At 63.2% G+C, this 24,777-nt stretch carries 31 protein-coding genes, 1 pseudogene and 1 riboswitch; of the genes and pseudogenes, 12 read left to right on the top strand and 20 right to left on the bottom strand.

Annotation, left to right across the window (positions count from 1 at the left end):
• Nucleotides 1-18: 18 nt before the first annotated feature.
• From TMPK1_RS20700 to TMPK1_RS20680, 5 genes are all read right to left on the bottom strand, one after another.
• Nucleotides 19-645 carry a flavin reductase family protein gene (locus TMPK1_RS20700; protein WP_420245526.1) on the bottom strand — a complete coding sequence of 209 codons (627 nt, stop codon included), beginning with the start codon at nt 643-645 and terminating at the stop codon, nt 19-21.
• 61 nt (nt 646-706) lie between these two features.
• Nucleotides 707-1,681 (bottom strand): SPFH domain-containing protein, encoded by a 975-nt coding sequence (locus TMPK1_RS20695; protein WP_420245525.1) that lies wholly within the window; start codon nt 1,679-1,681, stop codon nt 707-709.
• A gap of 127 nt (nt 1,682-1,808) precedes the next feature.
• Nucleotides 1,809-2,075: a hypothetical protein gene (locus tag TMPK1_RS20690; protein ID WP_420245524.1), complete on the bottom strand. Its 267-nt coding sequence runs from the start codon at nt 2,073-2,075 to the stop codon at nt 1,809-1,811.
• A 68-nt stretch (nt 2,076-2,143) separates the two neighbouring features.
• Nucleotides 2,144-2,722, bottom strand: a complete 579-nt coding sequence (locus TMPK1_RS20685; protein ID WP_420245523.1) for a VPLPA-CTERM sorting domain-containing protein — start codon at nt 2,720-2,722, stop codon at nt 2,144-2,146.
• Between the two features lie 243 nt (nt 2,723-2,965).
• Entirely contained in the window at nt 2,966-3,559 is a 594-nt protein-coding gene (locus TMPK1_RS20680) for a PEP-CTERM sorting domain-containing protein (RefSeq protein ID WP_420245522.1), read from the bottom strand.
• Nucleotides 3,560-3,768: 209 nt separating this feature from the next.
• Here TMPK1_RS20680 and TMPK1_RS20675 point away from each other — a divergent pair, with 209 nt between their 5' ends.
• Both TMPK1_RS20675 and TMPK1_RS20670 read left to right on the top strand, forming a co-directional pair.
• On the top strand, nt 3,769-4,728 hold the full coding sequence (locus TMPK1_RS20675; RefSeq protein ID WP_420245521.1) for an NAD(P)H-dependent flavin oxidoreductase: 960 nt from the start codon (nt 3,769-3,771) through the stop codon (nt 4,726-4,728).
• A gap of 123 nt (nt 4,729-4,851) precedes the next feature.
• Complete coding sequence (locus tag TMPK1_RS20670) at nt 4,852-6,552, top strand: LTA synthase family protein (RefSeq protein ID WP_420245520.1); 1,701 nt, start codon at nt 4,852-4,854, stop codon at nt 6,550-6,552.
• Here TMPK1_RS20670 and TMPK1_RS20665 read toward each other — a convergent pair.
• The 5 genes from TMPK1_RS20665 to thiO all read right to left on the bottom strand — a co-directional run bounded on the left by TMPK1_RS20665 (nt 6,549) and on the right by thiO (nt 9,512).
• A complete protein-coding gene (locus TMPK1_RS20665) occupies nt 6,549-6,743 on the bottom strand; it encodes a hypothetical protein (protein ID WP_420245518.1) in 195 nt (64 codons plus the stop codon). The two genes, TMPK1_RS20670 and TMPK1_RS20665, sit on opposite strands and share 4 nt — an antisense overlap.
• A gap of 72 nt (nt 6,744-6,815) precedes the next feature.
• Nucleotides 6,816-7,406: a thiamine phosphate synthase gene (locus TMPK1_RS20660; protein ID WP_420245516.1), complete on the bottom strand. Its 591-nt coding sequence runs from the start codon at nt 7,404-7,406 to the stop codon at nt 6,816-6,818.
• A gap of 1 nt (nt 7,407) precedes the next feature.
• Complete coding sequence (gene thiG, locus TMPK1_RS20655; protein WP_420245515.1) at nt 7,408-8,181, bottom strand: thiazole synthase; 774 nt, start codon at nt 8,179-8,181, stop codon at nt 7,408-7,410.
• A gap of 1 nt (nt 8,182) precedes the next feature.
• Entirely contained in the window at nt 8,183-8,389 is a 207-nt protein-coding gene (thiS, locus tag TMPK1_RS20650; protein WP_420245513.1) for a sulfur carrier protein ThiS, read from the bottom strand.
• A gap of 1 nt (nt 8,390) precedes the next feature.
• Complete coding sequence (gene thiO / locus TMPK1_RS20645) at nt 8,391-9,512, bottom strand: glycine oxidase ThiO (protein ID WP_420245511.1); 1,122 nt, start codon at nt 9,510-9,512, stop codon at nt 8,391-8,393.
• Nucleotides 9,506-9,616: riboswitch (TPP riboswitch) on the bottom strand. It overlaps the preceding gene by 7 nt.
• Before the next feature lie 50 nt (nt 9,617-9,666).
• Between thiO and TMPK1_RS20640 the strand changes: the two genes are divergently transcribed.
• The 6 genes from TMPK1_RS20640 (at nt 9,667) to TMPK1_RS20615 (ending at nt 14,881) form a co-directional block, all read left to right on the top strand.
• Nucleotides 9,667-10,428, top strand: coding sequence for a HesA/MoeB/ThiF family protein (locus TMPK1_RS20640; RefSeq protein ID WP_420245510.1), 762 nt, complete (start codon nt 9,667-9,669; stop codon nt 10,426-10,428).
• Nucleotides 10,429-10,568: 140 nt separating this feature from the next.
• Complete coding sequence (locus tag TMPK1_RS20635) at nt 10,569-11,621, top strand: efflux RND transporter periplasmic adaptor subunit (RefSeq protein ID WP_420245509.1); 1,053 nt, start codon at nt 10,569-10,571, stop codon at nt 11,619-11,621.
• A gap of 5 nt (nt 11,622-11,626) precedes the next feature.
• Entirely contained in the window at nt 11,627-12,322 is a 696-nt protein-coding gene (locus TMPK1_RS20630; protein WP_420245508.1) for an ABC transporter ATP-binding protein, read from the top strand.
• Nucleotides 12,319-13,476, top strand: a complete 1,158-nt coding sequence (locus tag TMPK1_RS20625) for an ABC transporter permease (RefSeq protein ID WP_420245506.1) — start codon at nt 12,319-12,321, stop codon at nt 13,474-13,476. The genes TMPK1_RS20630 and TMPK1_RS20625 overlap by 4 nt, the downstream gene beginning before the upstream one ends.
• A 3-nt stretch (nt 13,477-13,479) precedes the next feature.
• Nucleotides 13,480-14,667, top strand: a complete 1,188-nt coding sequence (locus TMPK1_RS20620; protein WP_420245504.1) for an ABC transporter permease — start codon at nt 13,480-13,482, stop codon at nt 14,665-14,667.
• A complete protein-coding gene (locus TMPK1_RS20615; protein ID WP_420245502.1) occupies nt 14,654-14,881 on the top strand; it encodes a hypothetical protein in 228 nt (75 codons plus the stop codon). Before TMPK1_RS20620 ends, TMPK1_RS20615 begins: the two co-directional genes overlap by 14 nt.
• Here TMPK1_RS20615 and TMPK1_RS20610 read toward each other — a convergent pair.
• Nucleotides 14,797-14,988: pseudogene (locus TMPK1_RS20610) on the bottom strand (hypothetical protein); the annotation flags it as partial. The gene TMPK1_RS20615 and the pseudogene TMPK1_RS20610 overlap by 85 nt on opposite strands.
• A 44-nt stretch (nt 14,989-15,032) precedes the next feature.
• On the opposite strand from TMPK1_RS20610, the gene TMPK1_RS20605 reads away from it, so the two are divergent.
• The gene (locus TMPK1_RS20605) at nt 15,033-15,155 is read left to right on the top strand and encodes a hypothetical protein (protein WP_420245500.1); all 123 of its coding nucleotides are present in this window, start codon (nt 15,033-15,035) and stop codon (nt 15,153-15,155) included.
• Between the two features lie 102 nt (nt 15,156-15,257).
• Complete coding sequence (locus TMPK1_RS20600) at nt 15,258-15,929, top strand: choice-of-anchor E domain-containing protein (protein WP_420245498.1); 672 nt, start codon at nt 15,258-15,260, stop codon at nt 15,927-15,929.
• On the opposite strand, the gene TMPK1_RS20595 is transcribed toward TMPK1_RS20600, so the two are convergent.
• From TMPK1_RS20595 to TMPK1_RS20555, 9 genes are all read right to left on the bottom strand, one after another.
• Complete coding sequence (locus tag TMPK1_RS20595; protein WP_420245497.1) at nt 15,904-16,503, bottom strand: DUF938 domain-containing protein; 600 nt, start codon at nt 16,501-16,503, stop codon at nt 15,904-15,906. The two genes, TMPK1_RS20600 and TMPK1_RS20595, sit on opposite strands and share 26 nt — an antisense overlap.
• Entirely contained in the window at nt 16,500-17,348 is an 849-nt protein-coding gene (locus tag TMPK1_RS20590; RefSeq protein WP_420245495.1) for an ABC transporter ATP-binding protein, read from the bottom strand. The genes TMPK1_RS20595 and TMPK1_RS20590 overlap by 4 nt, the downstream gene beginning before the upstream one ends.
• Nucleotides 17,348-18,091, bottom strand: coding sequence for an ABC transporter ATP-binding protein (locus tag TMPK1_RS20585; RefSeq protein ID WP_420245494.1), 744 nt, complete (start codon nt 18,089-18,091; stop codon nt 17,348-17,350). Before TMPK1_RS20585 ends, TMPK1_RS20590 begins: the two co-directional genes overlap by 1 nt.
• Nucleotides 18,088-19,056: a branched-chain amino acid ABC transporter permease gene (locus tag TMPK1_RS20580; protein WP_420245493.1), complete on the bottom strand. Its 969-nt coding sequence runs from the start codon at nt 19,054-19,056 to the stop codon at nt 18,088-18,090. Before TMPK1_RS20580 ends, TMPK1_RS20585 begins: the two co-directional genes overlap by 4 nt.
• Nucleotides 19,053-19,952 (bottom strand): branched-chain amino acid ABC transporter permease, encoded by a 900-nt coding sequence (locus TMPK1_RS20575; protein ID WP_420245492.1) that lies wholly within the window; start codon nt 19,950-19,952, stop codon nt 19,053-19,055. Before TMPK1_RS20575 ends, TMPK1_RS20580 begins: the two co-directional genes overlap by 4 nt.
• A 94-nt stretch (nt 19,953-20,046) precedes the next feature.
• Nucleotides 20,047-21,297 (bottom strand): amino acid ABC transporter substrate-binding protein, encoded by a 1,251-nt coding sequence (locus TMPK1_RS20570; protein WP_420245491.1) that lies wholly within the window; start codon nt 21,295-21,297, stop codon nt 20,047-20,049.
• Nucleotides 21,298-21,494: 197 nt separating this feature from the next.
• Nucleotides 21,495-21,959, bottom strand: a complete 465-nt coding sequence (locus tag TMPK1_RS20565) for a nuclear transport factor 2 family protein (RefSeq protein ID WP_420245490.1) — start codon at nt 21,957-21,959, stop codon at nt 21,495-21,497.
• A gap of 110 nt (nt 21,960-22,069) precedes the next feature.
• The gene (locus TMPK1_RS20560; RefSeq protein WP_420245488.1) at nt 22,070-22,210 is read right to left on the bottom strand and encodes a hypothetical protein; all 141 of its coding nucleotides are present in this window, start codon (nt 22,208-22,210) and stop codon (nt 22,070-22,072) included.
• 148 nt (nt 22,211-22,358) lie between these two features.
• A complete protein-coding gene (locus TMPK1_RS20555; RefSeq protein WP_420245486.1) occupies nt 22,359-22,544 on the bottom strand; it encodes a CsbD family protein in 186 nt (61 codons plus the stop codon).
• Nucleotides 22,545-22,749: 205 nt separating this feature from the next.
• On the opposite strand from TMPK1_RS20555, the gene TMPK1_RS20550 reads away from it, so the two are divergent.
• A complete protein-coding gene (locus TMPK1_RS20550; RefSeq protein WP_420245484.1) occupies nt 22,750-23,508 on the top strand; it encodes a TetR/AcrR family transcriptional regulator in 759 nt (252 codons plus the stop codon).
• A 26-nt stretch (nt 23,509-23,534) separates the two neighbouring features.
• Nucleotides 23,535-24,773, top strand: a complete 1,239-nt coding sequence (locus TMPK1_RS20545) for an efflux RND transporter periplasmic adaptor subunit (protein ID WP_420245483.1) — start codon at nt 23,535-23,537, stop codon at nt 24,771-24,773.
• The last annotated feature ends 4 nt before the right edge of the window (nt 24,774-24,777 follow it).

Here is a 24,777-nt window from a genome sequence, read left to right as displayed (position 1 = left end):
ATAGATAGCTAGCGCCCGTTAGGGTTTGGCCTTCCACGCGTCATAGGTGACGCGATGGATCTCGAACAAGTCACTGGTCCGGGCATAGACGCCACGCCCGTGCATGCGCCCGACCAGCCGCATGCGTTCGGCTGCAACATGCAGTTTCTCGGCGTCGACGAATTCATCCGCGATATGCATGGCGACGACTTCGCCCAACACGATCAGGCCGGCGCTGCCGACTTCGATCGACTTCCACAATTTGCATTCGAACGACGAGGGTGATTCCGCAACGCGTGGCGGCCGCACTTTCAAGCTTGGCGCGGCGGTCAAGCCGGCTTGCTGCAGCTCGTCGATCTCGGGCGGGAAATCGATGGCGCAGATATTCATCGCCTCGGCGATCGACTCGCTGACCGTATTCACGACGAACTCGCCGGTCTCGGTGATGTTGCGCGCCGTGTCTTTGGCTTTGCCGCTGGCGGCCTGCAGCCCCAGCACCAGCAACGGTGGCTCTTCGGCCAGCGCATTGAAGAAGCTGAACGGCGCCGCGTTGACGACGCCGTCACGATCGACGGTGGTGGTGAAGCCGATCGGCCGCGGCAGCACGGTCGAAACCAGCAGCTTGTAGCGGTCGCGCGAAGCCAGCTTGTCGAAGTCGAATTGCATGCTGCCGGCTTAGCGCAAGCCGCGCCCCGGGTCACCCGAGACGCGGCCCGCACGCTCGAAGCTATTTCGCCGCGACCGCCGGCAACTGCCCCAGCAGATAGGTGCCGATGCCGCCCTGCCCGCCGGCGCCAACCACTTGGGGCACGTCGCCCTTATAGGCTTTGGCGACGGTGTAGCTGACCAGCGACGGGTTGCGCGCCAGCGCCTGGCCGACGACTTCGAGACTTTTCGCTTCGGCCGCGCCGCGCAGCTCGATCTGCTTTGCTTCTGCTTCGGCGCCCAGCACGCGCACTTTCTGCGCCGCTTCGGCTTCGGTCACGCGCGCAACTGCATCGGCCTGCGCCTGCACTTTGCGCTGCTCGCCTTCATAGCGCACGCGCGTCACCGTGTTCTCGGCTGCGATCGCGTCGTTCTTGGCTTTCACCGCCGCTTCGACCGACGCGCGGAAACTGTCCGAGTAGGTGATCGACGCGATCTGCAGGTCGGCGACCTCGACGCCATAGAGCTGGCGCAGGTCGTGCGACAAAGTCGTACGCAGCAGATCGGACAGACGCTGGCGGCTCTCCGAAATCGTGGTCGTGTTTTGTTGCGCGAACACTTTCGACGCGCGGTCGCGCACGATGCGGCTGAGATTCTCGTCGATGTCGTGCACGCCGGCGCGACCGATCTCGTAGAGAAGATGGAACACCGCATCGCGCGGCACGGTGTAGGACACGGCAACCGCCAAGGTCACCGGCTGGTTGTCGATCGTGTGCACGACGAGGCGATCGACCAGCACGCTGTTGAGCGAGGTTTGCACCTTGTCGACATGGTCAATGAACGGGGCCTTCCAGTGCAGGCCCGGACCAACCGGTGCGGCGGAGATCACGTTACCGAACCGGCGCACGCCGGCTTGTTCGGTTGGTTGAACGACGAAATAGCTACCGGCCGCGGCACTGATCACGACGCCGGCAAGCACACAACCCGCCACCACGCGCAGGCCATGACGGCGCGCCGCTTCGGCGGCGGCAGGCGCGTGTTCGAGCATGAAAGACATCGTCTTCTCCTAGGGTGAACGCACCCGGCTGGGTGCGGTCAGAAGAAGATGGCGATGTGCCGTAAACGGAAGATCGTGCGGCCCTGCATGGCCGCCCTCCTCCGTTCGCGCTGGTCTTAACCGTGATTTACGAGCCGCGCCCGCGGCGCGCGGATGCAAAAAAGCTGGCCTGAATCGTGTCGCCTTTGGCGGTGTAATGCTTCTCGCATTCGACCAGCTCGCGCGGCGACGGCAGCTTTTTTGCCAGCCATTCGGTGTAGGCGGTCATGCAGCGCGCTTCGTAGGCGCGCGTCTGTGACTCGTCCATCGGCGGTTCCTGCGCCAGGTACGTAACCGTGCCGGCGACGATCACCGCCAGCACACCCGCAATCACGACAGTCCGTTTGATCTCCATCGGCCCAGAATATGACAAAGGGCCGGTCCACCCAAGGACCGGCCCTGCATCACGTCCGTTCGAACCGATCAGCGCTGCTGTTGCTTGCGCCGACGGATCGCACCGAGGCCCAACAACGCGCCGCCCAGCAACGCGGCCGAGGCCGGTTCCGGAACTGCGGTTCCACCCACGCTGACCGAACCCGACACGGTCGGGCTGGTGCCAGCCGGATTGTTGTTGCCGGTCAGGATCACCGAGCACGTCGTCGGGTCGCGACCCGGGATGTTGCACGTTGCGCCGCCGGTCACCTTTGTAGCCGTTCCCGTCGAGCCGCTCGTATGCGTCACCGACGTGATCGAGTTCAGGTCCACCGTCAGACCACCGCCGAAATCAAGAAAGGCAGTGATCGGTGCGAAGCTGGTGAAGCTCGGAATGTCCTTCACGCTACCGATCGTCAGCAGGCCAGCATAGGAACCGCTGGTGCTGACGGCGAGAACGCCATTCGTGTTGGTCAGAAAATCGAATTGATTGGCAATGCTACCAGTGAGGCCCGCACCAATCGCGAAACCACTGCCGGGATCAATCGGCGCTGCTTGTGCGCTACCGGCGACACCGGCTAACGCAAGCGCCGCGGCAGCCGCGGTTAGCTTGAGCTTGTTTGCAAACATTGTTCACCTCCACAGTTTGACAAGCAGCTCTTCGCAAGCCGCGGGCCAAGTGAGCCTGCGTGAGGCTTTCCAGCATGTCTTACAGTTGAGTGTTCAGTTTGCCGACACGGTGTTGCGTGCATATTTGAACTGCGAAATCACGCATGTTCGAAAAACGCAGACGGCGATGGAACATTCCGCGCGCGCAAACAAAAAAGGGCCGGTCGCATTGCGACCGGCCCGCCCCCGACTCTGCTGTCGTGTTTAGTGCTGCAGCTTGCGCCGCGCCGCACCGAGACCCAACAGCGCCATACCAAGCAGTGCCACCGACGCCGGTTCCGGAACGTTCGGACCACCGCCGCCTTCACCGGTTTCGCTGCTCGCCGAGAAGGACAGGTTCAGACCATGTCCTGCATCGTCCTGCAGCGTCAGGATGAACACGCCTGCCGTGTCGTCAAAGCCGGCCATCTGGAAACGGCCCGTGCCACGAACCTCGATCGCTTTGCCTTCCGCATCCGTCGTGCGCGTCACCGAGCTCAGCGCCAACAGATCGAAATTCAGCGTCGACGACATGAAGGTCAGGAAATCTTGCACCGGGGCAAAAGAAACGATCGGCAGATTCTTGATCATGCCGAACGTGCCGCCAAGCGCAGTGAAATCACCACTTGCATTACCCGCGACCATGAATGGGTTGTTGAAATGGATCGTCGAGATGGTCGAGAGATCCTGACCGCTGGTGACGCCGCCGAAGATGCCAAGCGAGCCACTCAACGGGACCGCCGCGGCGGGCGTTGCGATGGCGCCGGCGATGAGCGCTGCGACCGCGACGAAGGCTCCCTTGAGCTTGTTCGTGATCATTGCTGTTCCTCCTGGGTTACTGGGGACAGCTTGATTGCAACGCCAATGCCAGCGGAAAAAGGCCACGGTTTCTGCGCTTCTTGGCGGTCGCGGCGTTGCTCGCGTCGGACTTCTTTACGGTTGTCGCCGCCGCGTCTGTGTATTGGAACCCGTATCCGGATCGTGGGCGCGCAATTGACAGCGACCGCTCGCAGTACCTTCCATGCGTCATGACTGACTCGCGCCTGCCGGTTTCGTTTCGCGGCAACCTCGCCCTGCCGATCATCGGCAGCCCGATGTTCATCTGCTCCTATCCCGATCTGGTGCTGGCGCAGTGCAAAGCTGGGATCATCGGCACCTTTCCTAGTTTGAACGCGCGGCCCGCCGAAGAACTGCCGCGCTGGCTCGAACGGATCGAGTCCGAACTGACCGCGCATCGCGCGGCCAATCCGGGCGCGCGCGTTGCGCCCTATGGCGTCAATCTAATCGTGCACAAAACCAATCCGCGGCTCGAAGAAGATCTACGCATCTGCGCCGCGGCGCGCGTGCCGTTCATCATCACCTCGGTCGGCGATCCGACGCCGATCGTGCAGGTCGTGCATCAATATGGCGGCGTCGTCTTTCACGACGTCACCAATGTGCGGCACGCGCAGAAAGCGATCGCAGCCGGCGTCGACGGGCTCATTCTTGTCTGCGCCGGCGCCGGCGGTCATGCCGGCACCTTGTCGCCCTTCGCGCTGTTGCCCGAAGTGCGGAAGATTTTCGACGGCACGATCGTGCTGGCAGGCGCCATCTCGACCGGCGCACAAGTCCGCGCCGCGCAGATGCTGGGCGCCGACCTCGTCTATATCGGCACACGCTTCATCGCGACGCGCGAAGCCAATGCCAACGAACGCTACAAAGAACTGTTGGTCGAAGGTCAGGCTGCCGACATCGTCTACACGCCGTATTTCACCGGCATCCCGGGCAATTATCTGCGCCATTCGATCGAAGCCGCAGGCATCGATCCGCGCAAATTGAATCCAGACGCCAACGTCGATTTGTCGAGTGACGAAAAAACAGCGAAGGCCTGGAAAGAAATCTGGTCGGCGGGGCAGGGCATCGGTTCGATTACCGATGTACCGAGCGTCGCAGAGCTGATTGCGCGACTCACAGATGAGTATGATCGCGCCACTCTGCCACAAAGATAGCGCGACTGTTGCCTTGCGGTGACAAGCGCAGCTGCGACGCTGCGCACATCGCGCGAAAAAGGAACTTCATCTCGCAACTGCGAGTTCTCGGCCCCGTGTCAAAGCACCGGCGCGAGGAGTCGCATGCCTATCCGTTGGCCGTTACTCGCTGGCCTCTGCATTGCGCTGCTGAGTCCGATTTGGGTCGCGGGCTATATGCCCACGCTCGATGGGCCGATTCATTTGAACATCGCTGCGATGCTGGCGCGCCCGTCGCTTGCCGCCGCGTCGAACGAATTGTTCTCGATCGGACTCCATCCCGATCCGAACTGGACGATTTACATTCTGCTGTGGTCGTTTCTGCAACTGTTCAATGACATTCTGCTGGCCGAAAAGCTGGCGCTGTCGCTTTACGCGCTGTTGTTTCTGTTCAGCTTCGACCTCGCCGACCGGATCGTGCATCGCCGCCACCAGTTCCGCTGGGCGCGCTTGCTGCTGGCGGTGCCGTTCGTCTACAGCGCGATCTTCTACTACGGCTTTTACAATTTCATTTTCAGCCTGCCGCTGTTGATCCTCGCGAGCGCAACCTATCTGCGGTTTCTCGAAGACCAGACTCTGCGCAGCGGACTTTGGGCAGCGCTCGGCGGGTTGGGCGCCTATTTTGGGCACGCGACCTCGTTCGGCGTGCTGGGCGTGTTCGTCGGCGTCTCGCTGTTGCTTGTCTGGCTGGCGCGCATTCCGCTCGCCGACGCGGCGGCGCCCGCGCGCAGCTACGCGCGTCTGTTTCGCCTGACCTGGCGCAGCGCGCTGCCCTATCTCGCTCCGGTGGCACTGTTCTTTCTGTTCCTGGAAAAGAACAGCGACGCGCATCTCGACTACGCGAAATTCTGGACCTTCGAACAGCGCCTGCGCTCGCTAGCGAGCATGAGCTCGATGCAAATCAACGGCGTCGGCGACATGGCGATGGCGCTGTTGTTCGGACTGCTGCTGGTGCTGGCGACGATCTGGGCCTTTGCGCATTGGCGCGGTCGGCGGATTGGCCTCGAAGATTGCTATCTCGGCGCGGCGGCGGCGATGGTGTTGGTCGCGCTGGCTTTGCCCGACACGTTGTTCGGCGGCGGCTACACCGCGATCCGCGTGCAGATCTATGTCTATCTGTTGCTGGCCGCGTGGCTGGCCTTGAAGAACGAAGCGATCGCGCAGCCGCTGTTCACCGCGCGTCCGGCGCTGGCCGGGTTCGCAGCGCTGTGTCTCGTAACCATCGCGGTCCACGCGCAGCAGATTCGCGGCATGTCGCAGCAGATCGGCAACGTCATGGCGGCCACGCACAAGATCGAAGCGGGCAGCACGGTGCTGCCGGTCGTATTCGACAGTTGGGGCGTCGAACGCGACGGGTCGCGCACGTCCCGCGGCGATCAGTTCCTGCTCAACGTTGCGTCGCTGGTTGCGGTCGAACGCGACGCGGCGCAGCTGCGCCTGTACCAGGCCTCGACCTTGACCTTCCCGATCCGCTATCGCGACGAGATCACGCCCTACACCTACCTGCCCTACGTGCTGCACGTGCTGGCCAAGGGCGGCGGCTATACGCGTGAAGAGCTGACCGCCATTCCGCGCCAGATCGACTACTACACCGGCGTCGCGATGGGCCGCGTCGATTACGTGCTGGTGGTCGGTCGCACTGCTGCGTCGCTCGATGGCGACTTCCAGCAATTCCGCCACGACCTGGAAGCGAATTACGTCGCGGTCGCGCGCACCGACGAACGACCGGGTGCGATTCTATATGCGCGCAAACATGGCGACGCGCCGGCAGCACCGGTCGCATTCCATGCCTGGACGCGCGACTAGTTGCGGAAGCGCGAGACGTCCTCGACGTCGACGAACAGGCCATTGCCGCGCAGCTGCGGTTTGATGCGCCGCTTGACGACGTTGACTGCACCGAGCGGATCGAGCGCGCGTACGCGTTCGTGACAGGAACTGGATCGCGGACGCCCGGTCCACGAATCCGACAATCGCCAGCGCACATCGTACCATTCCATGTGCGCCCACTTGGCAAGCTTTGCGCCAAGTCAGGAATCGCGCCTCTTTTCAGTGGCCGCACACCGCGATTGTCAAATCGTCCGACGCATTGCCGCAAATGCCGCGGTCGGATCGTCTGCATGGGCGAACGCGCCAAGCACCGCAACTGCTTGCGCGCCGGCATCGATGCAGGCCCGCGCATTCAACAGTTCGATACCGCCCAACGCCACCAGTGGCAGCGCAATCTCGCGCGCAGCTTCGCGCAGCGCATCGAGCCCCAGCGCCGGTCCATAGCCCGGTTTGCTGACCGTCGGGAAAATCGGGCTGTAGGTCGCGTAGTCGGCACCGTCGTCGCGCGCGCGCAACAGCTCGTCGCGGCGGTGGGCGGAGATACCTATCAGCTTAACGCCGGCTGCGCGCGCAGCGGCGATCGAACCGGCCGCGCCGAGATGCACGCCATCCGCGCCGGGCACCGGATCGCCATGCACGAACAAGCACAACGACGGCGCGGCGGCGCGGATCTCGTCGAACAGCCGGGTGCGTGCGCCAACGCCCAGCGTCTTGGCGCGCAGGCTGAACCATTTGCAGCCGCCCTCTTCCAGCGCAGCCGCGTACGACGGCATGCGCGCCGCGTCTTCGTCGCTGCGGACATTGCCGATGACGAAGATGCGGTCGGGCAACATGTCAGCCGCCGATCAAGCCAAGTTCAGGGCTCGACGCTTCGGCATAGGTGCGTTTGGGAATGCGGCCGGCATGGCGCGCAGCGTGGCCTGCAAGCACGGCGAGGCTCATCGCGCGCGCCATCGCGACCGGATCGTGGCTGCGTGCCACGGCGGTGTTCAGCAACACGCCAGCGCAACCAAGCTCCATCGCCAGCGCCGCGTCCGACGCGGTGCCGACGCCGGCATCGAGCAGCACCGGCACGCTGGCGCGCGAACAGATCCGTTCGATGTTGAGCGGGTTCAGAATGCCGAGACCCGATCCGATCGGACTGCCGAGCGGCATCACCGCAACACAGCCGAGATCTTCGAGCTTCTGCGCCGTGACCGGATCGTCGGTCGTGTAGGGCAGCACTTTGAATCCATCGGCCACCAGCTCGCCCGCTGCGCGCAGCAATTCCGGCACGTCGGGATAGAGGGTTTCGCGGTCGCCGATGACTTCGAGTTTGATCCAGTCCGTGTCGAGCGCTTCGCGTGCGAGCTGCGCCGTCAACACCGCGTCGCGCGCAGTCGCGCAGCCCGCCGTGTTCGGCAGCAAACGATACGTGCCGTTCAGCGTGTCGAGCAGGCTCTCCAAACCACCGGCCAGGTCGATGCGCCGGATCGACACCGTCACCGCCGCTGCGTTGCCGGCGCTGAGCGCATCGAGCATCACCTGGCGATTGGGATAGCCGCCGGTACCGAGCAGCAGCCGCGACGGCAGCGCAATACCGTCGATGACGAGTCCGTCCTGGCTCATCTCAGCCACCCGACAGCGGTTGCACGACTTCGACTTCGTCGCCCGAGCGCAATTCGGTCGTCGCCCATTCTTTGCGGCGCACGACTTTGCGGTTGATCGCGATCGCCATGCCTTTCTGCGATGCGCTGATGCCGGCGCGGTCGAGTACGGCGAGCAACGCGGGCTCGACCAGCGCGGTCTCTTTGCCGTTGAGTTTGATGATCTTCATGTCATGCAGCCTTCGGAGAAAAACGCGCGAGCGAAAAGCCCGCGAGCAACGGATCGGCACGACCCGTCAAAACCAATTCAGCGATCAATTCGGCGGTCACAGGCGTGAGCAGAATGCCGTTGCGGTGGTGGCCGGCCGCAACCACAAGGCCGGGCTCGACCTCGCCCAGGATCGGCGCGTCGTCGCGACTGCCGGGGCGATGTCCGACCCATTGTTCGACGATCGGTGCTTCTTCGATCGTCGGCAGCGCGCGCCAGGCGCTTTCGAGCAACCCCATCACGCCGCCGGCGGTCATGCGATCGTCGAACCCCGCCTCTTCGACCGTCGCACCGACCAGCAACCGCCCGTCGTCCCGCGGAACGAGATAGGCTTTTTGTGTCCACACGACATGGCGCAACAGCGGGCGCGCCGGATCCATGCCCAACGCCAGCATTTGGCCCTTGATCGGACGGATCGGCAGCGACGGCAGCAGCGCGGCACTCCACGCGCCGGTTGCCAGCACGGTGCGATCGGCGCGACGCGACCCGCGCGCAGTCTCCAGCCCGACGACGCGTCCGCCCTCGCGCAGCAGTGCGTGAATCTCGGTCTCTTCTTCCAGCGTCCCGCCGGCCGCGAGAAACGCCGCGCGCAGCGCCTGTACCAGCAGGCGATTATCGACCTGCCCATCATCGGCAACGCGCAGCGCAGCTGCGACGCGCGGCGACAGCGCCGGTTCCAGCTCGCGCGCTCCATCGCCGCTCAGCCAGTCGCTGGCGACGCCGAACCGGTCGTGCAGCACCTTGGCGGCGCGCAGCCGTTCCACCTCGTCGCGGGTCAGCGCGATCGACAAGGTGCCGTCGAGACGGAGATGGGAATCGATGCCGCTGGCCTGGTGCAGCGCGCGGGCGAAGTCGGGCCAGTCGCGCTGGGCGCGGCGGTTGAGGTGGAACAGCGCGTCTTCGCCGGGCTCGGTTTCGACGCCGGCGGCTAGCATGCCGGCCGCGGCCCAGCTTGCGCCGTGGCCGGACGCGCCGCGTTCGACGATCGTCACCTGCGCGCCGCGCTGCACCAGGCGCCAGCCGATTGCGAGGCCGATTGCGCCCGCGCCGGCGATGACAACTGAAAGGGATTGATTCTGGACCATGACTCCGAGCTCCCTTCGCCGGCATGATCCGGATCAGGTTCTGCGGGTGTAATCTCAGCCACGCCCTACATCAGAAGAAGGTCGCGGCACCCCGGCTGTTGGCGCACGATAGAAGCGCCGGATGGGCCCGTCAAAAGGGCGTCTAGGAGACGAGATGGAAAATCTGTCGGTCAACGAGTTGCGGCGCTATTCGCGCCAGCTGATGCTTCCGGAAATCGGCCCTGCGGGCCAAGAAAAGCTCAAAAAAGCCCGGGTACTCGTGATCGGCGGCGGCGGCCTGGGTTCGCCCGCCCTGCTCTATTTGGCCGCGGCCGGGATCGGCACGTTGTGCGTGGTCGACGACGACCTGGTCGACGAGACCAATCTCCAGCGCCAGGTGCTGCACGACGCGGCCGGCGTCGGCCTGCCCAAGGTCGACAGCGCGGCGGCCAAGCTCACCGCGCTCAACCCGCATATCGCGATCCGCACGATGAAGCGCCGGCTCGAACCCGACGACGTCGAGCTGGTGCGCGACTGGGACGTCGTGCTCGACGGCAGCGACAACTTCCGCACGCGCTTCGCCGCCAACGATGCATGCGTCGCGGCTCGTACGACGCTCGTATCCGGCGCCGTGTTGCGTTTCCGCGGACAGATCTCGACCTACAAGCCGCATGCGGGACCGGAGCATCCGTGCCTGCGCTGCCTGTTTCCCGAACCGCCCGCCGAAGGTGAAGTCCCGTCCTGCGCCGAAGGCGGTGTGCTGGGCACCGTTGCGGGCATGATCGGCGTGCTGCAGGCGACCGAGACGATTAAAGAAATTCTCGGCATCGGCCGATCGCTGTCGGGGCGTTTACTTACTTGGGATGCGCTCAACGCGACATTGTCGACAATTGAAGTATCACGCGACCCCAGCTGCGCCGTGTGCGGAGCACACTGAGGGCGTGTGCGGGACGCACGAAGGAGCGACCGGCGGAACGCATCGAACGTACATGACAGATGTCATTAACGCTCACGCACGCTTGACTTTAACGCACCGGATCCCGGAACTGCCCGCGTAGTAGAGGGATCCGGACGACAATGGTTCAAGACAAAGCCGCCCTGTTGCGGTCGCTGCGCATCGATGCGCCGGCCGCAGCCCCCGCATCGCGCGGCCCCGACAGCAAACGCATCCTGGGTGTCGGTGGTGCGGTGCTCGCCGTCGTTGCACTCGGGGTCGGCATCTACGCCTTCACCGGCGACAGCAAACCACAACAAGCCGCAACCACCACGACGGCGGGCGCCACGACCGCGCAAACGCCGGCTGCTGCACCGGTGCCGCTCGAAAGCGGCGGGCTGGTCGCATCGGGCTTCGTGGTCGCGCGCCGCAAGGCGACAGTCGCTGCCGAAATCTCGGGCAAGGTGACCGAGCTTTCGATCGAAGAAGGCATGCGCGTCGAAGCGGGCCAGATTCTGGCGCGTCTCGATTCGGTGCTCGCCGAAGCCGATCTCGCCACCACAAAAAGCCGGGCCCGTTCTGCCGAAGCCTTTGTCAGCAGCACCGAAGCCGATCTGCGCGACGCCGAGAAGACGCGCGATCGTACGCGCACCTTGCGCGGCCAAGGCTTCGCCAGCGAAGCCGACATGATCCGCGCCGAGTCACGCGCGGACTCGCTGCGCGGTTTGCTCAACCGCGCCAAAGCAGATTTGGAGACCGCGCGTCGTTCGGTCGAACGCGACACGCGCCTGCTCGATAAATATACGATCCGCGCGCCCTATAGCGGCATCGTCGTCGATCGCCAGGCGCAGCCGGGCGAAATCATTTCGCCGTCGTCGGCGGGCGGCGGTTTCACCCGTACCGGCATCTGCACCATCGTCGACATGGACTCGATCGAAGTCGAAGTCGACGTCAACGAGTCCTTCATCGGCCGCGTTGTGCCGAACCAACATGCCGAAGCCGTGCTCGACGCCTATCCGAGCTGGCAGATCCCTGCATCCGTGATCGCCATCGTGCCCACGGCCAATCGTGAAAAGGCGACCGTGAAGGTCCGCCTGCGTCTCGAACAGAAAGACCCTCGCATTCTCCCTGACATGGCGGTGAAGGTTTCCTTCCGCGATGCGCAGAAGGACGCGGCGAAGGGCAAAGGAGGTTGATGCTTATGTCCGATACCCTGATCCGCCTTGCGCACGTTGAAAAAAGCTTCGTCAAAGGCAAAGAGAAGATCTCGATCTTCGAACATCTCGACATGACGATTCCGCGCGGCGACTTCGTTGCGATCATGGGACCGTCGGGTTCGGGCAAGACGACCTTGCTGAACATGTTGGGCGGCATCGATACGCCGACCGCGGGCGAGATCTCGTTCGATGGCCAACGGATCGACCAGTACAACGAACGCCAATTGTCGAAATGGCGTTCGGACCATGTCGGCTTCATCTTCCAGTTCTACAATCTGATGCCGATGCTGAACGCGGCGCAGAATGTCGAGCTGCCGCTGCTGCTGAAGCCACTGTCGGCAAGCCAGCGCAAGCAGAACGTCGCCGCTGCCCTCGAAGTCGTCAGCCTGGCCGACCGCGCCAAACACTATCCGCGCGAAATGTCGGGCGGCCAGCAACAGCGCGTCGCCATCGCGCGCGCGATCGTGTCGGATCCGCAGCTGCTGCTGTGCGACGAACCGACGGGCGATCTTGATCGTACGGTCGCCGACGAAATTCTCGCCATGCTGCAATTGCTGAACAAGGAACTGGGCAAGACCATCGTGATGGTCACCCACGATCCCGCCGCGGCGCGCTACGCCAAGCGCACCTTGCATCTCGACAAGGGCAAGTTCGTCGAGCGCGAGGAGTTGGCGGCATGAGCGACTTCAAACTCGTCTGGAAGAACCTGATGCGGCGCAAGCTGCGCACGTTCCTGATGTTGTTCGCGACCTTGATCGCCTTTGCAATCTTCGGCGTGCTGTCGGCGTTCAACAACGCCTTTAGCGGCGACCAGGCCGCTGCGATCGACCGTCTGGTCGTGGTCAACAAGATCAACTTCACGCAGCCGCTGCCGGTCTCCTACCCAGCGCGCATCAAACAGATCGAAGGCGTCAAGCAGCTCAGCTACGCCAACTGGTTCGGCGGCTACTATCCCGAGCCGAAGAACCAGCTCGTCGTGTTCGCGGTCGATCACACGACCTATCTCGACGTTTATGACGACGCGATTACCGTCGACGCCGCGACGCGCAAGAATTTCATGACCGACAAGACCAGCGCCATCGTCGGGCGCGCCATGGCCGACAAGTTCGGCTGGAAAGTCGGCGACCGCGTGCCGATGAACAGCAACATCTTCTCGCAAAAGAGCGGCGCGCGTGTCTGGGACCTGACGATTGCCGGCATCTTCGACAAGAAGAAGGAAAACCAGGACACCAACTTCATGTTCTTCCGCTACGACTATTTCGACGAGACGCGCTCGTTCGGAAAAGATACGATCGGTTGGATGATGTTGAACCTGACCAGCAGTTCGCTGGCCGACAAAGTCGCAAAGCAGATCGACGAAACCTTCGCCAATTCGCCCTACGAAACCCAGACCGACACCGAGAAGGCGTTCAACAAGGCCTTCGTCGCGCAGTTCGGCAATATCGCGCTGATCGTGACTCTGGTCGTCGGCGCCGCCTTCATTACGATTCTGATGATCGTCGGCAACACGATGGCGATGGCGGTGCGCGAACGGACCCGCGAAATCGGGGTGATGAAGTCGCTGGGCTTTCCCGGTGCCCGCATTCTGAAAATGGTGCTGGGTGAATCGCTGCTGCTGGCCGCGCTGGGCGGATTGCTCGGCCTTGGCCTGGCAACGCTCGCGATCGGCGGCATGAAACAGGCAGCCGGCAATTTCGTGCCCGGCCTCGCTATGACCGGCGACATTATGGTGTTCGGCATCGCGCTGATCGTTGCGCTGGGCGTACTGACCGGCATCGTCCCCGCGATGAGCGCGATGCGCATGTCGATCATCAGCGCACTGGGAAGGACCTGATCCATGAGCCTCGCTAGTCAGGTCAGTGCGGTTGTCCGCATGAACGTCAAAAGCATCGGCCAGCGCTTCTGGCCGTCGCTTTCGACCGTTGTTGCCGTGATGTTGGTGGTGCTGGTGCTGTTATCGTTCCTCGCAATGGCGAACGGCTTCCAGCAAACGATCCGCGGTGCCGGGCGCGACGACGTCGCGATCGTGCTGCGCGCGGGCGCCACGACCGAACTCAATTCGGGTCTGTCGCGCGATCAGGTACGTCTGCTGGGCGAAGGTCCCGGCGTCGCGCATGACGCAAACGGCGATGCGCTTTTGTCGCCGGAATTGTTCGTCATCGCCGACGGCAAGAAGAAAGCGACCGGTCTCAAGGCGAACCTGCCGCTGCGCGGCATCGGTGCGGCCGGCGCGGGTCTGCGCGACAATCTGAAGATCGCCGAAGGCCGCATGTTCGCCAGCGGCTCGAACGAGCTGGTGGTCGGCCGCGGCGTGCAGCGCGAGTTCGAGAACTTCGATCTCGGTTCGAAAGTCACGCTCGGCAAGTCGCAATGGGTCGTCGTCGGTATTTTCGAAACCGGCGGCTCGGTGTTCGAGTCGGAACTGTGGGCCGATCTGCCGGTGGTGCAGAGCCTGTTCAACCGCACTGCTGCGGTACAGACGGTGCGCGCCAAGCTGGACGGACCGGATGGTTTGCAGAAGTTCAAGGACTACGCGACCAACGATCCGCGCCTGAAACTCGACGTGCTGAGCGAGACGCAGTACTTCTCGGACCAGGCGTCGCAAACCTCGGGCCTGATTCAGTATCTCGGCTGGCCGCTGGCGATCGCGATGGCGTTCGGTGCGCTCGCCGGCGCGCTGAACACGATGTATAGCGCGGTGCTATCGCGCACGCGTGAGATCGCGACCTTGCGCGCCATCGGCTATGGCGGCTTTCCCGCCTTCGTCGGCACGCTGGTGGAATCGCTGGTGCTGGCCGCAGTGGGCGGCTGCATCGGTGCGTTGGCCGCCTGGATCTTCTTTGACGGTCTGTCGGCGACGACCTTGGGCGCGAGCTTCACGCAGGTCGTGTTCAAGTTCGAAATGTCGCCCAAGCTGGTCGAACAAGGCCTGGTTCTTGGCATGGCAATCGGTCTGATCGGCGGTCTGTTGCCCGCCTTCCGCGCCGCGCGCGTGCCGATCATTGCCGGCCTTGCCGAGCGATAATGTAATCACCGGACTGGCCCAGCGCGCACGGCGCTGGGCCTATCTGGTTCTCATCTTCTGCGTCACGCTGCTGCTGCTCGAAACGCTGCCGTTCGATCTGGCGTTTCTGCTCGCGACCGGTCTGCTCTATCAGCTCGGCTTCATCGCCAAGGATTTCTCGCTGCGGACGCGCTTGCGCAGCGTGCAAGCACGGCTTCGCGCGCAGCTGCGGTAGCGGCGAAACACCAGCAGCAAATTGTTGGCTTGCATCTCGATCCGCTTTTCGACTTGCAGCGCGTACGACGCGGCGAGGTCTTTGACGTCGTCGAGATGACGAACGCCCCAGTCTGGGTGCGAGCTTCACCCAGATCGTGTTCAAGTTCGAAATGTCGCCAAAATTGGTCGAACAGGGCCTGGTGCAGGGCATGTTGATCGGTCTGATCGGCGGCCTGCTCCCCGCCTTTCGTGCCGCACGCCTGCCGATCATCGCAGGGTTGGCCGAGCGCTGATCTTGCGTCGGGGAATTTGACAGAAGAGGTGCGCCGCTTCGCAAGGAGCGGCGCGTTTTCTGTATCGGCCCGGTATTTGCTGGTGAAGTGGCGGAGGTATCGATGCTCCGCACAGTCTCTTTCGCCCTGCTCGCCGCGCTGCTTGCTCTACCCGCGTCAGCCAATCAGATCGTGCAGCGGCTCGATTGGACGAGCCGCGCCAGCGATCCACAGTATGAATACATCTATAAGCCGTCGTTTCAGCAATTCGATCCGTCGCAGGGTATGTTGACCGGCGTCACCTATCGCGTTTTCGGCACGACCTTCGGCAGCATCACTGCGGTGCTTCGCGACGGCGAAGAACCTGGCGGGCCCAGCTCGTACATCGCGTATCAGCGCGGCTTCTTCCTGGCCGTCGAAGCACCGTCACTGTCACCTTCGATCGACACCGCACCGACAGAGTTCTTTGCCAGCCACCAATTCACGACAGACGCTGGCCCCGTGACGCTCACCAATCAAAGCGACTGGGGGCCGACGCTCGACTATCCTCTCGGCGACGTCACGTCCTATCTCGGCAACGGCACGATCGGCCTGCGCGTCTTCATCAGCGCCAACCGCGATACGACACTGGAGGGGCGCGGTATACCGATCGCCGATGATACGGGTGCGCTGCTGACGCTCGAATTGATCTATGACTTCACGCCCGCCGCTGTGCCGGAACCCGCAAGCGTCGCAATCCTCGGCGCCGCGTTGCTCGGATTCGGCGCGATCAGGTACGGCGGAAGACGACGCTGAGATTGTTGGCAGGCATGTCGATGCGCTCGACGAACTGCAGACCGTTCAAAGCGGCGAGCGCTTTGACGTCCTCGAGCCGGCGCAGGCCCCAGGCAGGGTTCCGCAGACGCAGACTTTCGTCGAACGACTCGTTGCTCGGCGCGGTCGGGCGGTCGCTCTCGCGAAACGGACCGTAGAGTACCATCGCGGCGCCAGCCCGCAGCACGTGGCCGGCGCCCGCGAACAGTCCCTGCGCAGCTTCCCACGGCGCGATATGGATCATGTTGCAGCAGAGGATCGCGTCGGCCTGTTCGACCGGCCACGGCATTTTGGTCACGTCGAGCGTGATCGACGGCAGCAGGTTCGGCAGTTGCGCGATCTGCGCATGCGCTTCGATGCTGCGCAGCGCCTCGTCCGACAGATCGCTCGGCTGCCACCGGATCCCGGGAAGCGCGCCAGCGAAATGCACCGCATGTTCGCCGGTGCCGCTGGCGATTTCGAGGATGAGGCCGCGATCGGGAAGGACGCGGCGCAGAATGGCGAGAATGGGATCGCGGTTGCGCAGTGCAGCCGGCGACGTTTGGGCTTCAGTCATCCGCCCAGGAACAGACGCCCCACGTCCGGATCGGTCAACAGCTCGCTGCCCTTCCCGGCCAGCGCAACTTCACCCGCGACGAGCACGTAGCCGAGATCGGCGAATTCGAGTCCTTTGCGCGCATTCTGCTCGACCATCACGATGGTCTTGCCGTCTTTGCGCTGCAGGTCGCTCAAGATTTCGAACACCTGATCGATGAAGCGCGGTTCGAGGCCGATCGACGGTTCGTCGACCAGCAGGATTTCCGGATTCATGATCAGCGCGCGGCTGATTTCGAGCAGGCGGCGTTCGCCACCCGACAACACGCCGGCGCGCTGGTTTTTGCGCTTGGCCAGACGGTCGTATTTTTCGAACACGCGCTCGGCTGCTTCTTTCGCCGCTTTGGGCGACGGCAGCAAATAGCCGCCCATCAGCAAATTCTCTTCGACCGTCATCTGCGGGAAGACGGAATTGTCCTGCAGGATGTACGCGATCCCCGCCTGCGCCAGCTTCTTGTCCGAGGTCATGCGCGTGACGTCGGTGCCGCCGACCTTCACCGCACCACCAAAGATCGACGTCATGCCGAAGATCGTGTGCAGCACCGTCGACTTGCCCGCGCCATTCGGGCCGATCAGACAAACCGACTGACCCTTCGCCACCGCCATGTCGACGCCGTGCAGGATTTCCATGCGGCCATAGCCCGCTTTCAAGCCTTCGAGCGACAGAAACGGTGCGTCGTTGGCGAGCGTGTCGATCTGCGCGCGCGAAGGTGCGCGGCGTTTCAGTTCGGACGCTGCCTTTGCGACTGCGTCTGCCGTCAGAACGACGTCGACCGTGCCTTCGCCGTAGCCGCTGATGCTGCTCATTAGTGCCCGCCCAAGTAGGCTTCGATGACACGCGGATCCTGGCGCACCGCTTCGGGCGCGCCCTCAGCCAGGATCTTGCCCTGCGCCAGACAATAGAGGCGCGTCGCGAGATTCATGATCACGCGCATATTATGTTCGATCACCAGCAAGGTGACGCCGAACTCGGCGTTGGCGCGCCGCAGCCGGTCGATCAGCCCGTTGATCAAGGTCGGGTTGATGCCCGCAGTCGGTTCGTCGAGCAGCAGCAGCTTGGGCTCGCTCATCAACGCCATCGCGAATTCCAGCAGCTTCTGCTGTCCGAACGACAGATCGCCGGCCAGCAAATAGCGCTTCGACGACAGGCCGACGAAATCGAGCAGGGCTTCGGCTTTTTCGGTCACCGGTTTCGGCACGCGCACGAACAGGCTGGCGGTCGACAATTGCGCCGCCGGGGTCGAGATCTGCAAATTCTCGACGCAGTTCATCTGCTTGTAGACGCGCGTCTGCTGAAACGTGCGCAGCAAGCCAAGCCGCGCGATCTCGGGAACGCGCAGCGTCGTGATCTCTTTGCCTGCAAACTGGATCGTGCCGCCATCGACCGGGTGATAGCCGACGATCGAGTTGAACAAGGTCGTCTTGCCCGATCCGTTCGGACCGATCAGCCCGACGATCTCGCCCGCATTGACGCGAATCGACACGTCGGTGTTGGCCTTGACGCCTTCGAACGCTTTCGAGACGCCAGTGACTTCAAGCAGTGTGCTCATGCCGGCGTCTCCACAACGCGCACGCCAAACCGTTGCGGCCAGCGTTCGCGCGCCCAGCCCAGAATGCCGCGCGGGAAGAACACGACGATCGCGACGATCAACACGCCCAGCGCAATGCGCTGCCATTCGGCGAGATAGACCCAGAACAATTCTTTGGTGATCTGAAACACGAAGGCGCCCAACACCGGCCCCCACAAGGTGCCGCGGCCGCCCAGGATCGCCATCAGAATCATCCAGGTGCCGTACGTCGGTCCTGCGAACGCAATGTCGCGCGGATCGATGAAGCCCTGCATGTTGCCGACGATGCCGCCCGCAACACCGAGCGGGAACGCCGACACCGCCCACGCCAGCGTCTTCACGCGCGTCGTCGGCAGGCCCATCGCTTCGGCTTTGTCTTCGTCATCGCGAATTGCGCCCAACGCCAGGCCGATACGGCCGACATAGAGTCGCTTCAACGCGAAGAACGTCACGACCGCGGTCGCAAAGGCGATATAGGCCCAATAGACGTTGGCGTTGCCCGCAACCGGCATCAGTGTCGTCGAAAGCCCGCCACCTGCGCCGATATAATCCCAGCTGGCAGCGATCTCACCGGCAGCAACGCCGAGCCCCAACGTGCCGACCGCGAAATATTTCTCGCGCAGGCCCAACATGCCGACGCCGAAGAACACGGCTGCAAGCGACGCCAGGATACCGGCGAACACCAGACCGATCGGCAAGGCGACCCAATAGCCACCCCAATTGAGATCGCGCTGGAACACCGCCAGCGCGTAACAACCGATGCCGAAGAACAGGATGTTGCCGAACGAGTTGTAGCCCATTCGCCCGCCCATAATGTCCCAGGCGAGCGCGAACACGACCATGATCCACAAGAACGCCAACTGGCTGGCGATCTGCGGCAACAACACAGGTGCAAACACGCCGACGGCGAGCAGCACGACGTACAGCCAACGCGGTGTCGAGCTCATCGTAGATATTTCCGCTGCCGCTGCAGGCGCCAGTTGCGCAGAACCAGAATCGCGACCAGCAGCAAGAAGGTGAAGGCCTGCTGCAATTCGCTGCCGGCGAGAAAGCCGAACAGATTTTCCGCAGCCCCAAGGCCGGTGCCGGCGAGCAGCGAACCGATGACACTGCCGAGCCCACCCAGAATGCCGATCAGAAACGCGCGCAGCGTGTAGATCAGCCCCAAGGTCGGGCCGACGATGATTGCCATCGCAACCAGCGCACCCGCTGCGCCGCAGATTGCGGCGTTGAGCGCGAAGGTGTGCGCATAGACCTTGTCGACATTGATGCCGAGGATGCGCGCGGCGCGCGGATTCTGCGCCGTGGCGCGGATCGACTGTCCCAGCCGCGAGCGACGCAGGAACATCCACAGTGACAGAGCGATCACGATCGACAGCGCGAACGCGACGACGCGGATGCCCGAAATCGTCAGCTCGCCGTCAAAGAAGAAGATCGTACCAAGCCCGGCATCGACCGTGACCGGTGCGGCGCCAAAGGCGAGGTTCATGCCCTGCGCCAACACCTGGCTGATGCCGAACGTGGCCAGCAGCGAGATGAACATGTCGCGCCCGACGATGCGGTTGACCACGGTGCGATAGAGCACCCAGCCGACGATCCATAAGACAAAGGCGGCGATTGGAATCGTCGCCAACGGATGCATCCCGTATTTCGACAGGACGTAGGTCACGTACCCGCCCAGCATCACGTATTCGCCTTGCGTGACGTTGATGATGCCCATCACGCCCCACACGAGAGCGAGGCCAAAGGCAGCGAGCGCGAAAATGGCGCCGATCAACACGCCATCGAGCATCAGCCCGAGCGATAGGATCGGCGCCTGGAACAGAAGGTTTAGATTGTCCAATTAATTCCCCGCGTAGGCGGGGATCCATTCCGCGTTCATGCGTACTGCATCCAGCTTCTTGGTGAGATGGATCCCCGCTTTCGCGGGGACTATGTCAGCGCTTCGACCAGCTCGGCACTGGATAGACGATCTGCGCATTCGCGACTTCGGCCGGGTACACGACTTTGTATTGGCCGTTCTGCACCTGGAACATGATCATCTTCTTGCCCGCGTTCTGACCGGTCGCGTCGAACTTGATCGGACCGTAGAAGGTCTTGATGTCGGTTGCGGCGATCGCGTCGCGCACGCTATCCGGCGTCAGATCCTTGGCGCGGCTGAAGGCGTCGGCGAACACCATGACGGCGGCGGCAGATTCCGCGACCTGGTATGACGGCGCGCGCTTGTAGTCTTTCTCGAACAACTTGGCGAAGTCCTCGGCTGAGCCGAAGAGCTTGTCCGAGAATTTCAGCGAACGATCCCACTGCGACGCGCACAGCACATAGTCGGAAATCTTCGGCTGCTTCTCGGTGATCTGCGCCGTGTCGCAATGCGACGTCGCGATCATCGGAACGTCGACTTTCATTTCCGCGGTCTGGCGCACGACCAGCGCTGCACCTTTTTCATGGCCCGACACGATCAGCAGATCGGGCTTCAATGCCTTGGCCTTGGTCAAGGTCGCAGCCATGTCGTTGATTTCCGGCGGCAGCTTGTCGTCGACAAGCACCTTCATGTTGTACTTCTTCGTCAGCTCTTCGATGCCGGTGCGGACGTCGAGCGAGAACGGATCATTCTCGAACGCCATCACGATCTTGGCGGCGGACGGATCCTTGCCCGCTTTCTTGAATTGTTCGGCGAGCAACTCGACCGACGGCGACACATATTGATCGGCGGTCGTCAGCGTCGCGAACATGTACTTCCAGCCGTTCTGGAACAGCTCGCGCGCGGCACCGTTGCCCTGGATCATCGGCACTTTGTATTTCTCGGTGATCGGCGCCATCGCCTTCGACAGGCCGGAGCCGTACGGACCGAGAATATATTTGATGCCGTCCTGCTGAATCAGTCGTTCGGCAAGCTGCGCTGCACGCGCCGGCGTGGATTCATCGTCGTAGTACTTTACTTCGAGCTTGTACTTCTTGCCGCCGACCGTGACGCCACCGGCGTCGTTGAGCTTTTTGACGGTGATGTCGTAGCCGTCTTTGGTGTCCTGACCCGAGCTCGCATATTTGCCGGTCAGCGACACGGCTGCGCCCATCGTGATCACGTCGCTTTGTTGTGCCTGCGCCGGCCCCGTCGCGAATGCGACAACGCTAGGTGCGAGCGCGATCGTGGCGACCGCAGCGACAGCGGAAATTTTGTTGGTAAGCATGGCGTCCCTCCCAGGATGCGGAACTCATTTGGCGCTTCTCGGCGCCTTTCGGACCGGGGACACTAGGTGTGCAAAGCGCCGGCTGTAAAGCGAGCGCACGGTGTGAAATACGAGCTTGCACGCAAGACGGTTGGTCGCATCTGCGACAGCCCGCGCGAGTTGCCCGATCCTTGTGCAAGCACCCGTGAATCGGGGTGCTACATGCCGAGTTCGGTGAGACCCGGGTGATCGGCGGGACGCGGTCCCAGCGGCCATAAGAAGCGGCGATCTTCGACTCGGATCGGCACGTCGTTGATGCTGGCTTCGCGGCGGCGCATCAAACCGTGCTCGTCGAATTCCCACTGCTCGTTGCCATAGGCACGAAACCAGGTGCCGGAATCGTCGTGCCACTCATATTGAAACCGGACTGCGATCCGGTTGTCGGTGAAGGCCCATACTTCTTTGATCAGCCGATACTCGATTTCCTTCGCCCATTTGCGCGTCAGAAACGCGACGATGGCGTCGCGGCCGGAAAAGAACTCAGCCCGGTTTCGCCAGTTGCTGTCTTGCGTATAAGCGCCAGCGACACGCTGCGGATCGCGCGAATTCCAGGCGTCCTCAGCCATGCGGGCTTTCTGGATCGCTGTTTCGCGGGTGAAAGGCGGCAGCGGCGGCCGGCTCATTGGAACTCTCCGTCGACATAAGAACGCCGCCACGTTTGCACGTGGCGGCGCATCAATCACGACGGCTTTGTCGATTACGCGATTGCAAAAACAATCGCGCGGCACGCGACCTAGCGATCGTCTTTCTTCTGCGACTGACCGGTCTTGGACTGGTCCATCTTGCCCGGCTGCTTGTTCTGCTCCGGACGCTGATTCTTCATGTCCTTCTGGCCGCCTTGCTGCTGTTGCTGATCGCGATTTTCGTTGGCCATCTGGATGCTCCTCAAGTGTGGGACGTGCTGAATCAACCAGCGTGACGCCGCGTTGTTTCGATCTGCACATCACTCTCGTGGAACGAAAAACGCCCGCCGCTCGAGGAACGAGCGACGGGCGTTTTGCTGCGCGGACCTACGCGAGGACTTATTTGTCCAAGGTCTCGCGAATCTTGTCTTTCACGCCGCCGACGGCGTTTTGCACCTTGCCTGCGGCCTTGTCCGCCGCGCCTTCGGCTTTGAGCTTTTCGTCGCCGGTAATCTTGCCCGCCGCCTCTTTCAGGCCGCCCTTGGCCTGCTTGGCAGCGCCTTCGATCCGATCACGATCAACCATCTTCGCCTCCTAAACTGCGTGTTTATTCAACAGGCTGGGTGGGGCGCGGTTCCCTGCGAAGCGAGCCCTTTGAGGCCGATAAGGGCGGCTTATCCGTTCATAAGGAGATGTCGTTCGCGGTGGACGGGCCCTCGCCTCATGGTTGCAACAGCAGATTGCAGCCTCGTGAGTAAACGCTTACCTCCCTGTCTCGCGGAAACCGGCCATGACCTCGATCGCCAACGCAGCGCCCCTGGGCGCCACCCGCAGCACCCCGCGCCTGCGTTTGCGCGACCGGCGCCGGGCCATCGTCGAAGCGGCAGTCCCGCTCTTTGCGCGCAAAGGGCTGCGGGGCACGACCACCCGCGCGCTGGCCCAAGCAGCCGGCGTGTCCGAAGCCCTGCTTTATCGCCACTTCCCCTCGAAAGAGGCGCTGCACCAGGAAGTGCTGGATCACGTTACGGAAAGCGGCGACCAGGCGATCGACCTGATCCGCTCGCTGCCGGCCTCGACGTCGACCTTGGTGCACATGCTGACCTACATGGTGCATCGCTTCGCCAATCAGGCGCATGTCGATCGCGAAGCGGCGCAGCAGCGTTTGTTTCTCGCCAGCCTGATCGGCGACGGTGAATTCGCGCGCGCCGTGTTGAAGCGCGCCTTCGAACAATATTATCCGCCGATGCTGGCAGCGATGCAGGCGGCCGAAGAAGCGGGCGACCTGACGCCCGGACCGGTCTCGCCTGCCAACCGTTTCTGGTTCGTCGAACATGTCGCGTCGATGCTGATCAACCTGCGCTTGTCGGGCGGGCCGGCAGTGACGTACGCCAACAACGACGCACAGGACGAATCCGACGTGATTCGCCAGGCCGTCTGGTTCTGCTGCCGCGGCATCGGTCTCACCGACGCGGCGATTGCCACGCATCTCAATCCACAGGCACTCGGCCTGCTTGCTGACAGTGCGGCGCGTAACGCCGCACGCGCATGACTGAATTTTCGGACCGGAGCACCTCTATGTCGCCGTCACGCCCCGCCATCCTGCCGCGTCCGGTCGAAGAGACCGCGTATGTGGCACCGCCCGCACCGCGCGATCGGCTTGCCATGGCGCGCGACATGCTGCGTGGCCGGCGCAAATGGATCGCGCTTGGTGTGCTGGCGCTGCTGGTTGCGGCGCTCGCGGCGTCGATGCGCGGCAAAGGCGGTGACGCCGCCGCGACGAAAGACGTGCCCAGCCTGACCGTCACGACCGCGACCGTCGAACGCTCGACGATGGCGAAGAACCTGCTCGTCACCGGTTCGATCACCGCCTGGGATGAATTGCCGATCGGCAGCGAAATCGGCGGCTACGCGCTGGTGCAGGTGCTGGTCGAAGAAGGCGACAAGGTGCAGGCGGGCCAGTTGCTGGCGCGCTTCAACGACTCGGTGCTGAAAGCCGATCTGGCGCAGAAGGAAGCGGCGCTGCGCGAAGCCGAGGCCTCGGCGTCGCAGTTGGGCGCCGACGCACGTCGCGCCGAAGAATTGTCGAAGAGCGGCACGACCAGCGGCCGCGATCTCGACACGCGCAAAGCCGCGGCGGTGACCGCGCAGGCGCGCGTCGGCGTCGCCAAAGCAAATCTCGATCAAGCAGCCGCCCGGTTGCGCCAGACCGAAGTTCGCGCGCCTGCTGCCGGCACGATTACCGCGCGCGGCGCGCGCCTCGGCGCGGTTCCGAACGCCGGCACCGAGATGTTTCGCATGATCCGCGAAGACCGGCTGGAGCTGTGGGCCGAAGTGCCCGAGATGGATATCACCTCGATCGCAGTCGGCCAGAAAGTCAGCGTCCGGATCGACGGTTCGCCCGACACGGCGCGTACGTTCGACGGCACGGTTCGTCTGGTCGGTCCCGCGGTCAATCCGCAGACCCGTCTCGGCAAGGTGCAGATCGCGTTGCCGAACGATGCGGGCCTGAAGCCCGGCATGTTCGTGCGCGGCATGGTCGAGCTGGGCAAAGCCAGCGTGCTGTCGGTGCCGGAACAGTCGGTCATCTACAAAGACCAGCGTCCGCAGGTCTTCGCGCTGTTGCCCGACAACAAGGTGCAGATGCGCAACGTCGAAACCGGCGCGCGCCAGGACGGCAAGATCGCGCTGCTCAAAGGCGTGCAGGAAGGCGAGAAGGTCGTGTTGGCCGGCGCCGGCTACCTGAAAGAAGGCGACAAGGTCAATCCGACCGCGGCGCCGACCGGCGCGGTGCGTCCGCTGCCGACGCAGGAGTAAGCAA

The organism is Roseiterribacter gracilis (assembly GCA_018332375.1).
GTDB classification, from domain to species: Bacteria; Pseudomonadota; Alphaproteobacteria; order BOG-932; family Roseiterribacteraceae; genus Roseiterribacter; species Roseiterribacter gracilis.
The sequence above is the reverse complement of the archived record's forward strand: the minus strand, read 5'-3'. Positions and strand labels throughout refer to the sequence as shown.